The sequence below is a fragment of the Enterobacter sp. BRE11 genome (assembly GCF_031844285.1).
Lineage (GTDB): Bacteria > Pseudomonadota > Gammaproteobacteria > Enterobacterales > Enterobacteriaceae > Pantoea.
In genome coordinates this window covers 91,474-103,817 of the sequence record NZ_JAUZUX010000015.1, presented here as the reverse complement: position 1 = coordinate 103,817, position 12,344 = coordinate 91,474, and the positions used below count along the sequence as shown (strand labels likewise).

At 60.2% G+C, this 12,344-nt stretch carries 11 protein-coding genes; 6 read left to right on the top strand and 5 right to left on the bottom strand.

Going from position 1 to position 12,344, the window contains the following annotated elements; all coding sequences use genetic code 11:
• The first annotated feature begins 73 nt into the window (after nucleotides 1–73).
• From fdnG to Q9R34_RS16455, 5 genes are read left to right on the top strand one after another with little or no spacing between them, the layout of a single operon-like run.
• On the top strand, nucleotides 74–3,124 hold the full coding sequence (gene fdnG / locus Q9R34_RS16475) for a formate dehydrogenase-N subunit alpha (protein WP_485895074.1): 3,051 nt from the start codon (nucleotides 74–76) through the stop codon (nucleotides 3,122–3,124).
• Nucleotides 3,125–3,136: 12 nt separating this feature from the next.
• Complete coding sequence (gene fdxH, locus Q9R34_RS16470; RefSeq protein WP_485895072.1) at nucleotides 3,137–4,024, top strand: formate dehydrogenase subunit beta; 888 nt, start codon at nucleotides 3,137–3,139, stop codon at nucleotides 4,022–4,024.
• A complete protein-coding gene (fdoI, locus tag Q9R34_RS16465) occupies nucleotides 4,021–4,662 on the top strand; it encodes a formate dehydrogenase cytochrome b556 subunit (protein WP_485895070.1) in 642 nt (213 codons plus the stop codon). The genes fdxH and fdoI overlap by 4 nt, the downstream gene beginning before the upstream one ends.
• Nucleotides 4,662–5,588, top strand: coding sequence for a formate dehydrogenase accessory protein FdhE (gene fdhE / locus Q9R34_RS16460; RefSeq protein WP_434126130.1), 927 nt, complete (start codon nucleotides 4,662–4,664; stop codon nucleotides 5,586–5,588). Before fdoI ends, fdhE begins: the two co-directional genes overlap by 1 nt.
• Nucleotides 5,589–5,616: 28 nt before the next feature.
• Nucleotides 5,617–6,228: a glutathione S-transferase gene (locus tag Q9R34_RS16455; protein ID WP_485895067.1), complete on the top strand. Its 612-nt coding sequence runs from the start codon at nucleotides 5,617–5,619 to the stop codon at nucleotides 6,226–6,228.
• Between the two features lie 170 nt (nucleotides 6,229–6,398).
• Here the strand turns inward: Q9R34_RS16455 and Q9R34_RS16450 are convergent, their stop codons facing one another.
• The 4 genes from Q9R34_RS16450 to glyQ form a co-directional block, all read right to left on the bottom strand.
• Nucleotides 6,399–6,716: a helix-turn-helix domain-containing protein gene (locus Q9R34_RS16450; protein WP_485895065.1), complete on the bottom strand. Its 318-nt coding sequence runs from the start codon at nucleotides 6,714–6,716 to the stop codon at nucleotides 6,399–6,401.
• Complete coding sequence (locus Q9R34_RS16445) at nucleotides 6,709–7,098, bottom strand: type II toxin-antitoxin system RelE/ParE family toxin (protein WP_485895064.1); 390 nt, start codon at nucleotides 7,096–7,098, stop codon at nucleotides 6,709–6,711. Before Q9R34_RS16445 ends, Q9R34_RS16450 begins: the two co-directional genes overlap by 8 nt.
• Nucleotides 7,099–7,248: 150 nt before the next feature.
• Nucleotides 7,249–9,318 (bottom strand): glycine--tRNA ligase subunit beta, encoded by a 2,070-nt coding sequence (gene glyS, locus Q9R34_RS16440; protein ID WP_485895062.1) that lies wholly within the window; start codon nucleotides 9,316–9,318, stop codon nucleotides 7,249–7,251.
• A gap of 9 nt (nucleotides 9,319–9,327) precedes the next feature.
• Nucleotides 9,328–10,239, bottom strand: coding sequence for a glycine--tRNA ligase subunit alpha (gene glyQ / locus Q9R34_RS16435; RefSeq protein ID WP_485895060.1), 912 nt, complete (start codon nucleotides 10,237–10,239; stop codon nucleotides 9,328–9,330).
• Nucleotides 10,240–10,431: 192 nt separating this feature from the next.
• Between glyQ and Q9R34_RS16430 the strand changes: the two genes are divergently transcribed.
• Nucleotides 10,432–11,427 carry an acyltransferase gene (locus Q9R34_RS16430; RefSeq protein ID WP_485895058.1) on the top strand — a complete coding sequence of 332 codons (996 nt, stop codon included), beginning with the start codon at nucleotides 10,432–10,434 and terminating at the stop codon, nucleotides 11,425–11,427.
• Here the strand turns inward: Q9R34_RS16430 and Q9R34_RS16425 are convergent.
• Nucleotides 11,412–12,344, bottom strand: coding sequence for a GlxA family transcriptional regulator (locus Q9R34_RS16425; RefSeq protein WP_485895056.1), 933 nt, complete (start codon nucleotides 12,342–12,344; stop codon nucleotides 11,412–11,414). The genes Q9R34_RS16430 and Q9R34_RS16425 overlap by 16 nt on opposite strands.

The window sequence follows — 12,344 nt, the reverse complement described above, 5'->3', positions numbered from 1 at the left end:
TAATCAAATAAAATGCAGACAGGCTTGTTATTTTGCATAGCTTCGCAATGGAGCCAATAAAGAAGAAAGATAAATGCAAATTACCAGACGGCGTTTTTTCAAAATCTGCGCTGGCGGAATGGCGGGAACCAGCGCGGCGTTGCTGGGCTTCACCCCGGAATCCGCGCTAGCCAGCGTCAGGGAATATAAGCTCGTACGCGCCAGAGAGACGCGCAACAACTGCACTTACTGCTCTGTCGGCTGCGGCATGCTGATCTACAGCCTCGGCGACGGCGCAAAAAATGCCAGCGCTGCGATCTATCATATCGAAGGCGATCCCGATCATCCGGTCAGCCGCGGCTCGCTCTGCCCGAAAGGCGCGGGCGTGCTTGACTATATTCACAGCGACCAGCGACTGAAATATCCAGAATATCGCGCGCCGGGCAGCGACAAGTGGCAGCGCATCAGCTGGCAGGAGGCTTTTGAGCGCATCGCCCGGCTGATGAAGCAGGATCGCGACGCCCACTTCCAGCAAACTAACGCCGCTGGCGTCACGGTCAACCGGTGGCCTACCACCGCCATGTTCTGCTCCTCGGCCGCCAGCAATGAAACCGGCCTGCTTGACCATAAATTCGCCCGTGCGCTCGGCATCGTGGCGCTGGAGAATCAGGCACGGCTGTGCCACGGACCGACTGTCGCCGCGCTGGCGCCCAGCTTCGGCCGCGGCGCCATGACCAATAACTGGAACGACATCAAAAACGCCAACGTGGTGCTGATCATGGGCGGCAACCCGGCGGAAGCGCATCCGGTCGGCTTTAAGTGGGTGATCGAGGCGAAGACGCGCAATAACGCGCAGGTCATCGTCGTGGATCCGCGCTTCAACCGATCGGCGTCGGTGGCGGATCTCTATGCGCCGGTGCGCGCGGGCAGCGACGTGGTGTTTCTGATGGGCGTCATCAACTACCTGCTGCAGCACAATCAGATTCAGCAGCCGTACGTGCGCGCCTTTACCAACGCCGCGCTGATCGTCAGCGAGGGCTATCGCTTCGAAGAGGGGCTGTTCAGCGGCTACGACGCAGAGACGCGCCAGTACGACCGCGCCAGCTGGCACTATGAGCAGGATGAAAACGGCCACGCGCGCCGCGACGATAGCTTTAGCCATCCGCGCTGCGTGCTGAATATGCTCAAGGCGCACGCCAGCCGCTACACCCCGGAGATGGTGACACGCCTGTGCGGCACGCCCCATGAGACCTTTCTCGCTATCTGCCGTCAGCTGGCGTCCACCAGCGCGCCCAACCGCACCGCTACCATCCTCTACGCGCTGGGCTGGACGCACCACACTAACGGCTCGCAGATTATCCGCACCGCGGCGATGATCCAGCTACTGCTGGGCAACATCGGCATGCCGGGCGGCGGCATCAACGCGCTGCGCGGCCACTCCAACGTGCAGGGTTATACCGATCTCGGCCTGCTGTCGCAAAGTTTGCCGGGCTATCTGCCGCTGCCGTCGGAAAAGATGGCGACGCTGGCGGACTACCTGCAAAAAGCGACGCCTGTGGCGTCACTGCCGGGCCAGGTCAACTACTGGCAAAACACCGATAAGTTCTTTATCAGCCTGATGAAGAGCTTTTACGGCGACGCTGCCACGGCGGACAACCAGTGGGGCTACGACTGGCTGCCCAAGTGGGATAAAAGCTACGACTGCATGGCGCAGGCGGAGATGATGGAGCAGGGCGAAATAAACGGTGCGCTTATTCAGGGCTTTAACCTGCTTGCCGCCTTCCCCGACAAGAACAAAGCCTGTCGCGCCCTTTCGCGCCTGAAGTATATGGTGGTGATCGATCCACTCAGCACCGAAACCGCCAGCTTCTGGCAGTCTCACGGCGAATTTAACGACGTCGATCCCGCGCAGATCGCGACGGAAGTATTCCGTCTGCCCTCTTCCTGTTTTGCCGAAGAGGATGGCTCGGTCGCCAACTCGTCGCGCTGGCTGCAGTGGCACTGGGCGGCGGCCGAGCCGCCGGGCGAGGCGCTGCATGACGGAAAAATCCTCGGTAATCTCTTTTTGCGTCTGCGCGAACTCTACCGCGAGGAAGGGGGCGTCGCGCCGGCGCCGCTGATGGCGATGCGCTGGGACTACAGCAATCCCGCCGATCCCTCGCCGGAAGAGGTGGCGCAGGAGAGCAACGGCCGCGCGCTGCAGGACGTTTACGACGCCAGCGGCAAGCTGCTGCTGAAAAAAGGCCAGCAGCTGAATTCCTTCGCCGAACTGCGCAACGACGGCAGCACCGCCAGCGGCTGCTGGATCTATACGGGCAGTTGGACGCCGCAGGGCAACCAGATGGCGCGCCGCGACAACGCCGATCCCTCCGGGCTGGGCGCCGTTTCCGGCTGGGCCTGGGCGTGGCCAGCCAACCGCCGCATCCTCTATAACCGCGCCTCCGCCGATGAACAGGGCAAAGCCTGGGACCCGAACCGTCGTCTGATCGAGTGGGACGGCCAGCGCTGGCAGGGTATCGACGTGCCGGACTATCCGCTGACGCTGGCGCCGCAGCAGCAGGCGGGCCCCTTTATCATGCAGCCAGACGGCATGGGCCATCTCTTCGCGCTCGACAAAATGGCCGACGGCCCCTTCCCCGAGCACTACGAGCCGATGGAGAGCCCGCTGGTGGCTAATCCGCTGCACCCGCAGCAGAGCCATAGCCCGGTGGCGCGCCTTTTTGCGCGCGACGCCGCACAGCTGGGCGAGGCATCCGAATATCCCTGCGTCGCCACCACCTACTCCATTACCGAGCTGTTCCGCCACTGGACGAAACACGCCCTGCTGAACGCCATCGCGCAGCCGGAGCAGTTTGTCGAGATCGGTGCGGAGCTGGCGGCAGAGAAAGGCATTAAGGCGGGCGACAGCGTCAAAGTCTCTTCCCGCCGCGGCTATATCAAAGCCAAAGCGGTGGTGACGCGGCGTCTGCAGCGCCTGCACATCGACGGCAAAGCGGTCGATACCGTCGGCATTCCCTGCCACTGGGGCTTTGAAGGCGCAACGCGCAAAGGCTTCCTCGCCAATACGCTGACGCCGTCAGTGGGCGATGCTAATTCGCAAACGCCGGAGTACAAAGGATTTTTAGTGAAAGTAGAAAAGGCGTAACGGAGAACGAACATGGCTTACCCCACACAGGACATTATTCGTCGCTCCGCGACCAGCTCGCTCACGCCCGCGCCGCAGGCGCGCGATCACCGGCAGCAGGTCGCCAAGCTGATCGACGTCACCACCTGCATTGGCTGTAAAGGCTGCCAGGTCGCCTGCTCGGAGTGGAACGATATCCGCGCCGAGGTAGGACACAATATCGGCGTTTACGACAACCCTACCGATCTCGATGCCAAAGCCTGGACGGTAATGCGCTTCTCGGAGGTTGAGGAGAATGGCCGTCTGCAATGGCTAATCCGCAAAGATGGCTGCATGCACTGCGCCGATCCCGGCTGCTTAAAAGCCTGCCCGTCGGCGGGCGCTATTGTGCAGTACGCCAACGGTATCGTCGACTTTCAGTCTGATCACTGCATCGGCTGCGGCTACTGCATTGCGGGATGCCCCTTCAATGTGCCGCGCATCAGCCAGGAGGACAACCGCGCCTATAAGTGCACGCTTTGCGTCGATCGGGTCAACGTCGGGCAGGAGCCCGCCTGCGTCAAAACCTGTCCGACCGGCGCGATTCACTTCGGCAGCAAAGAGGAGATGAAGCATCTGGCGGCGGAGCGCGTTGCCGAGCTGAAATCGCGCGGCTTTGAAAACGCTGGCCTGTACGATCCAGCAGGCGTTGGCGGCACCCATGTGATGTATGTGCTGCATCACGCCAGTAAGCCGCAGCTCTACCACGGGCTGCCGGAAAACCCAGGCATCAGCCCGACCGTGACGTTCTGGAAAGGCGTCTGGAAACCGCTGGCGGCAATAGGCTTCGCCGCCACCTTCGCCGCATCGGTGTTCCACTATGTCGGCGTAGGCCCGAATCGGGTCGACGAGGAGCAGCATAAGAAGGAGGAGGAAGAATGAAAAAAGGCGAGCGCATCATACGCTACCGCGCGGCGGAGCGTATCAATCACTGGATTGTCGCCCTCTGTTTCGTGCTACTGGCGCTGAGCGGGCTGGGCTTTCTGTTCCCTTCGTTTAACTGGCTGATGAATGTACTGGGCACCCCGCAGCTGGCACGCATCCTGCATCCCTTTATCGGCGTCACCATGTTCGCTGCCTTCCTGCTGATGTTTTTCCGCTACTGGCATCACAATCTGGTGAATAAAGAGGACCTGCTGTGGGCGCGCAATATCCACAAAATTGCCCTCAATGAAGAGGTCGGCGATACTGGCCGCTATAATTTTGGCCAGAAGTGTGTGTTCTGGGCTGCTATCATCAGCTTAGTGCTGCTTCTGCTCAGCGGCGTAGTGATCTGGCGTCCCTGGTTTGCCGGCGCCTTTAGCATTCCGCTGATCCGCGCGGCGCTGCTGGTGCATTCTCTCTCCGCCGTGGGCCTGATAGTGGTGATTATGGTGCATATCTATGCGGCGCTGTGGGTCAAAGGCACTATTACGGCGATGGTCGAAGGTTGGGTCAGCCCGGCATGGGCGGAAAAACACCATCCTCGCTGGTATCGCGAGCAGCGTAACCGCTCAACACAACAGGAAAAACGCCCCTGATGAGTATTCGCATTATCCCGCAAGACCAGCTGGAGAAGAGCGAAAAAAACACGGCGGATACTATTCCGCCGTTACTTTTTCCACGGCTGAAGAATCTCTATAGCCGCCGTGCCGCGCGGCTGCGCGAGCTGGCGGCTAAAAACCCGCTGGGCGACTATTTACGTTTCGCCGCCAAAATCGCGCAGGCGCAGGAGATCGTCCTGTACGACCATCCGCTGCACCGCGATCTTTACGATCGCCTGGTGCAGAGCGCCGCTGAGGGTAAACCGCCGCTCGATATTCACAGCCTGCCGCGCGATGCGCACTGGCAGCAGCTACTGCACTCCCTGATCGCCGAGCTGAAACCGGAGATGACCGGCCAGGCGCTGGCGGTGCTGGAAAACCTGGAAAAAACGGCCGCAGGCGAGCTGGAAACCCTGGCCAGCGCACTACTGTCAGGCGAGTTCGCGCTGGTCAGCAGCGACAAAGCGCCTTTTATCTGGGCAGCGCTGTCGGTTTACTGGGCGCAAATGGCGGCGCTGATCCCCGGCAAAGCGCGCGCCGAATATGGCGAGCAGCGCCAGTTCTGCCCCGTGTGTGCCAGCATGCCGGTGGCGAGCGTGGTGCATATCGGTACGCAGCAGGGCCTGCGCTATCTGCACTGTAACCTGTGCGAAAGCGAATGGTATGTGGCGCGCAGCAAGTGCAGCAACTGCGAGCAGACGCGCGATCTCCACTACTGGTCGCTGGACAGCGAACACGCGGCGGTAAAAGCAGAGAGCTGCGGCGACTGTGGTACCTATCTGAAGATGCTCTATCAGGAAAAGGATCCGGCGCTGGAGCCGGTGGCGGACGATCTCGCCTCGCTGGTACTGGATGCGCGCATGGAGCAGGAAGGGTTCTCCCGCAGTAGCCTGAACCCTTTTCTTTTCCCGGATGAGAGCTAAACAACCCCTTTGAAGGCGGAGGAGTGCGATGAAACTGATCGGCAGCTATACCAGTCCTTTTGTACGGAAAATATCTGTCATGCTGCTGGAAAAGGGCATCGTGTTTGAATTTGTTAACGATGCGCCTTACAGTCCAGACAGCCACGTCTCACTCCACAATCCGCTGGGCAAGGTACCCGCGCTGGTTGACGACAACCAGCAGGCCTGGTTCGACTCCTCAATTATCGCGCAGTATCTGGAACTGCGTGGCGACACGCCCGCCCTGCTGCCGGACGACGCGCTTGCATCGCTCACTGTTCGTCAGCTGGAGAAGCTGGCGGATGGCGTCAGCGACGCCGCGCTGGTCATTGTGCGTGAAAAGATGCGCGCGCCAGAGCAGCAGTCTGAAGAGGTGCTGACGCGGCATCGCGAGAAGATTCTGCGCAGCCTGGATATGCTGGAAGCGAAGGCAGCTGAGGGGAAATGGCTGAACAGCGGCCAGCTGAATCTGGCGGATATCGCCACTGGCTGCATGATCGGCTACCTTAACTTTCGTCACGTCGTGCCGAACTGGTGCGTGGACCGCCCGGCGCTGGTGAAGCTGGCGGAGAAGCTGTTTCAGCGCGAGAGCTTTGCGCGCACTGCGCCACCGGCTGCGTAGCGCATATCGCAAACGACCATGCTTAGCGCTTAAAGTATAAAGCGCTATCTGAGCGCCGTAGCCTGACGGCAAGCGAGCTGTGGCGCAACCTGATTATTTTGCGCTTTTAAGGAAATGAAGGTGGCATGCGCAGCGAAAAACGCTGTTAGCTCTTTTAGCTGACAGCGTTCTCAACACATAAATATCTCCGGACCTTTATCAGAAATCATATTAATAATGCGCAATACAGCCTGATTCGGTTTACTCTCTCCACGCTCCCATTTTGAAACGCTTTCAACGGACATGCCGGTCGTACGCGCCAGAACTGACTGAGAAAGCTTCCAGCGCAAGCGAACCGCCCTAATTTCTTCGCCCGTCATTGGACGAACCTCGGGAATATCCTTAGCTTCGATGCGAGCTTCAATCTTTTTAAGAGTTTCATCTTTGACAACGCCATGCTGGTTATAGCGCTTCGCCATAGCATAGATATTTTTCAAATCATCACTCATCGCAGTTGACCTCTAATAGCTCTTTCTCTTCAAGAAGCGCTTTTATTCTGCTCTCATCCATTTCTATAAAATCCGACGCGATGCTACAAAAAATGTCTATTTCAGCATCTTCAATTTCTCTACCCTTTTTTTTAGTGAGCGAACTTTTCGCGTAAAGGTAAAAAAAGTACAGGTGCTCGCCGTCATTGAAGAAAACGATTGAGCGCGCGCCATCTCTTTCGCTTACCTTCGGCAGAGCAATGCGTCTTTTATAGGTAAACTTTCCCAGTTGACTGCCCTTCAGCCCGCTAAAAACCTTTCGGGCAGTTTTACAAAGAATTTTATCCGTAATGCCCAGTCGCCTGCGCTCCGCGTCGAACTCAGGCGTTAAATAGACGCCCATATATTCCTCAACATCCTTGTAACCCGTAACGGCTACTATAGTCTTCCTTAAGGGTGAGATCAAACATCCTGCAGCGCTTCTCTGAAACAAAAAGGCCGACAGAAATGTCGACCTTTTACGTTTACAACTGGCTTAACGCTAATGACAGGCTTACTGCAGCAGCGAAATATCCGCCACCTGCAGGAACAGCTCGCGCAGCTTCGCCAGCAGCGTCAGACGGTTGACGCGCACCTCAGGGTCGTCGGCGTTAACCATCACCTTGTCGAAGAAGTTATCGACCGCCTCGCGCAGCTGCGCCAGTTCGATCAGCGCATCCTGGTAGCGGCCTTCTGCAAAGTATGGCTGCAGTTTATCGCCGAGCGCAGTGACGAAGGTTGCCAGCTGGATCTCTTCGTTCTCTTTCAGCAGCGACGCCTGCACGCTCTCATTCAGCGTTTCGGTCGATTTTGCCAGGATATTGGAGACGCGCTTGTTCGCCGCCGCCAGCGCTGCCGCTTCGTCGAGCGTGCGAAAGTGCGATACCGCCTTCATACGCGCGTCGAAATCAGCCGGACGGGTCGGACGACGCGCCAGCACCGCCTGCAGCGTATCGACGCTGTGGCCCTCTTCCTGATACCAGCTGCGGAAGCGGCCCAGCATAAAGTCGATAACGTCATCGACCACGTTGCCGTTGCTCAGCTTGCTGCCGTACAGGCGCACCGCTTCTTCCGTCAGGGTCTGCAGATCGAGCGGCAGGTTCTTCTCAACGATGATGCGCAGCACGCCCAGCGCGGCACGGCGCAGCGCAAAGGGATCTTTGTCGCCCTTCGGATGCTGACCGATGCCGAAGATGCCCGCAAGGGTATCCATCTTGTCGGCGATCGCCAGCGCGCAGGCCACCGGATTAGAAGGCAGATCGTCGCCGGCGTAGCGCGGCTGATACTGCTCGTTAAGCGCGACCGCCACATCTTCGGCTTCGCCATCGTGACGCGCGTAGTGCATGCCCATCACGCCCTGGGTGTCGGTAAACTCAAACACCATATTGGTCATCAGGTCGCACTTAGAGAGCAGGCCGGCGCGCGTCGCGTGATTCACGTCCGCGCCGATCTGCGCGGCGATCCAGCCCGCCAGCGCCTGAATGCGGTCGGTTTTGTCGCGCAGTGTGCCAAGCTCTTTCTGGAACAGCACCGTTTCAAGGCGCGGCAGATGATCTTCCAGACGCTTTTTGCGGTCAGTATTAAAGAAGAATTCAGCATCCGCCAGACGAGGACGCACCACCTTCTCGTTACCGGCGATAATCTGCTGCGGATCGCTCGATTCGATATTGGTGACGAAAATGAAGTTCGGCAGCAGTTTGCCCGCGTCATCGTAGACCGGGAAATATTTCTGGTCGCCCTTCATGGTGTAGACCAGCGCTTCCGCCGGCACCTTGAGGAATTTCTCTTCGAAGGTCGCCGTCAGCACCACCGGCCACTCCACCAGTGAGGTGACCTCTTCCAGCAGGCTGTCGCTCAGGTCGGCGTTGCCGCCCAGCTGGCGCGCCGCCGCTTCGGCATCGGCTTTGATCTGCGCCTTGCGCACCGCGTAGTCGGCGATAACTTTGCCGCGCGTTTCCAGAATCTCCGGATACTGATCGGCATGGTCGATGATGAACTCAGGCTCGCCCATAAAACGGTGGCCGCGAATCGTACGTCCGGACGCAATGCCGAGGATGGTCGCCGGGATCAGCTCGTCGCCCAGCAGCAGCGTCACGGTGTGCACCGGGCGGACAAACTGCACGTCGCTCGCGCCCCAGCGCATCAGTTTCGGGATCGGCAGCTTGCCGAGCACGGTGGCAATCATGCCGGGCAGCAGCGACTGGGCGGATTCGCCTTTCACCTGTGCGCGGTAAACCAGCCATTCGCCTTTGTCGGTGCTCAGGCGCTCGGCCTGATCGACGGTGATGCCGTTGCCGCGCGCCCAGCCTTCCGCCGCTTTGGTCGGCTTGCCGTCGGCATCAAAGGCGGCGGAGACTGCCGGGCCGCGTTTTTCGACTTCGCGATCGGGCTGCGCGGCGCTTAAGCCTGCGATTTTCAGCGCCAGACGGCGCGGGGCGGCGAACCAGCGTACGTCGCCGTGGGCCAGGCCAGCGCTGTCCAGCTCGGCGGTGACCTGTGCAGCAAAGGCTTCGGCCAGGCTGCGCAATGCTTTCGGCGGCAGCTCTTCGGTGCCGATTTCCACCAGAAACGTTTTTTCAGTCATGGCTGCCTCTTACTTGTTGTTATTGCACATCGGGAAGCCCAGCGCCTCGCGGGAGGCGTAGTAGGCTTCAGCCACGGCTTTGGTCAGGGTGCGGATGCGCAGAATATAGCGCTGGCGCTCGGTCACGGAGATCGCCTTGCGCGCGTCCAGCAGGTTAAAGCTGTGCGCAGCTTTCAGGATGCGCTCGTAGGCCGGCAGCGGCAGCGGTTTTTCCAGCGCCAGCAGCTGCTGCGCCTCTTTCTCATACTGCTCGAAGCAGGTAAAGAGAAAGTCGACGTCGGCGTATTCGAAGTTGTAGGTAGACTGCTCAACTTCATTCTGATGGAACACGTCGCCATAGGTGGTTTTGCCCAGCGGGCCGTCGCTCCAGACCAGATCGTAAACGCTGTCGACGCTCTGGATATACATCGCCAGGCGCTCAAGGCCGTAGGTAATCTCGCCGGTCACCGGCCTGCACTCCAGGCCGCCCACCTGCTGGAAGTAGGTGAACTGCGTCACTTCCATGCCGTTGAGCCATACTTCCCAGCCGAGGCCCCACGCGCCGAGCGTCGGGTTTTCCCAGTTATCTTCCACGAAGCGGATATCATGCACGGTGGGATCGATGCCCAAGGCTTTCAGCGATCCGAGATACAGCTCCTGAATGTTGTCCGGCGACGGCTTGATGATCACCTGGAACTGGTAGTAGTGCTGTAGGCGATTCGGGTTTTCGCCGTAGCGCCCGTCGGTCGGACGGCGCGACGGTTGCACGTAGGCTGCGGCAATCGGCTCAGGTCCGAGTGCGCGCAGGCAGGTCATAGGGTGTGAAGTGCCAGCGCCCACTTCCATGTCCAGCGGCTGAACGATGGTGCAGCCCTGACGCGCCCAGTAATCCTGCAATGTCAGGATCAGGCCCTGAAAGGTTTTGGTATCAAACTTTTGCATGATGATTTCGCACGCGATTCGGGTAGATGAAAAAAGAGTGCGCCAGTATACCCTTTGACCGCGCGATGTGCAGCCGGAAATCCTGCCGCGCGCGGGCGGGCCAGACGGCTCCGAATCCTGCCGTGAAAAGTTGTCGCGTGCATCGCAACTGTCTACCCTTCTTCGCACTATCGTGATGTGCAAGAGGGCCCGATGTCGCACAAGATTTGCTGGATCGACAATTTACGCGCGGTCGCCTGTTTAATGGTGATCGTAATCCATACCACCACCTGGTATATTACCGGCCCGATGGCGGTGACCGGACACTGGTGGGATATCGCCAATCTGCTCAATTCTGCGTCGCGCGTCTGCGTGCCGCTCTTTTTTATGATCTCCGGCTACCTGTTCTTTGGCGAACGCAGCGCGCAGCCGCGCCATCTGTTGCGGCTGGTGCTCTGTCTGCTGTTCTATAGCGCGGTGGCGCTGGCCTACATCACCTGGCTGACGCCCATCAGCGAAGGGCGCTCGCTGCTGAAGATGCTGCAGAAGCCGGTGTTTTATCATCTGTGGTTTTTCTTTGCGCTGATCGGCATCTACCTGCTGTCGCCGCTGATTCAGGTGAAAGCGGTGCGGGCGCGCTATGTAGCACTGCTGGTCATTGTGCTGGCGGTGCTGGCGAACCCGAACACGGTGGATCAGGCGGTGGGGCCGTTTCACTGGCTGCCGGTGAATCTCTACGTCAGCGGCGACAGTATCTATTATCTGCTCTATGCCCTGCTGGGGCGTGCCATCGGCACCATGGAGACGGCAAAGCGCGGCGTGACGCCGCTGGCCGCGGGGCTGTTCGCCGCCTGCGTGATCGGCATTACCTTAGGCACGAAACAGGCGCTGATTGCAAACGGCGCCTTCAACGATCGCTGGTATCTCTACTGCGGTCCGCTGGTGTTTATCGCCGCCATCAGCCTGCTGGTGCTGTTCAAGAACGCCCTGAACGCGCGCACGCTGCCGGTGCTCGGCACGCTGTCACGCTACTCGCTGCCGATCTACGGCTTTCACGCGCTTTTTATTCACTTCCTGCGAACCCGTCACTATGACGATATGTCGCGACCGCTGCTCGACATGCCCTGGGTGTTCGGCATCACGCTGGCGGGCAGTCTGCTGCTGGCGATGGGCCTGCAGCGCCTCGACAGGCGTCACTGGGTAAGCTGATCGCGCCAGCGCTCGCGGGCGCGCCGCAGCTGGCGCGCCGAAGAAAATCCTGCCGCCAGCGCCGCTTTTTCCGCGCCTTCGCCCTGCTGCTGGCGCTGGCGCGCGATGCCCAGCCGCAGCTGCTCGTGGTAGTCGCGCACGCTGATGCCCAGATGCTGACGAAAAAGCCGCGCCAGGTGGCGGCCGCTGACGTGGACGCGCGCGGCAAGATCCTCCAGCGACCAGTCGTGCTCAGGATGGGCGATCATCGCGTCCTGCGCGCGGTGGATCGCCGGATGCAGATGATTGCGGTAGCGCAGCCAGGGCGATAGCTGCGGATCGTCGCCGGAGCGGCGGAACCATACCACCATGTCCCGCGCCACCTCCAGCGCGGTCTGCGCGCCACACAGCCGGTTAATCAGGTGCAGCGAGAGGTCGATTCCGGCGGTGATGCCTGCGCTGGTCCAGATATTGTCGTCGTCGACGAAAACGCGGTTCTCCTTCACCAGCGCGGCAGGCGCGGCGGCTTTCAGCCTTGCGAGCACCTCGTGATGGGTGGTGCACTGCACGCCGTCGAGCAACCCCGCCTGCGCCGCCAGCAGCGCGCCGGAACAGACGCAGATCAGGGAGAGCTGCCGCGCGCGCAGCTGCGGCTGCTGGCGCTGCAGCCAGCGGCGCGCCGCTTCCGCCTGCGGCGTGGCGAACCAGATGGCGGAGTCGCAGACGCCCGGCACCACCAGCAGGCAGTCGGGCGGCAGGCTTTCCGGCAGCGGCTCAATATTGGCGATGGTCATCTGCGTGGAGCTGACAACCGATTCCTGCGGGCCGATATAGCGCAGCGCGAAGCGATCTCCCGCCAGCCGCAGCGTCTCCGCCGGTCCGGTCAGGTCGAGCGCCATCACGCCAGGCAAGGTAAGAAACAGGACGGTTTGCGGCAT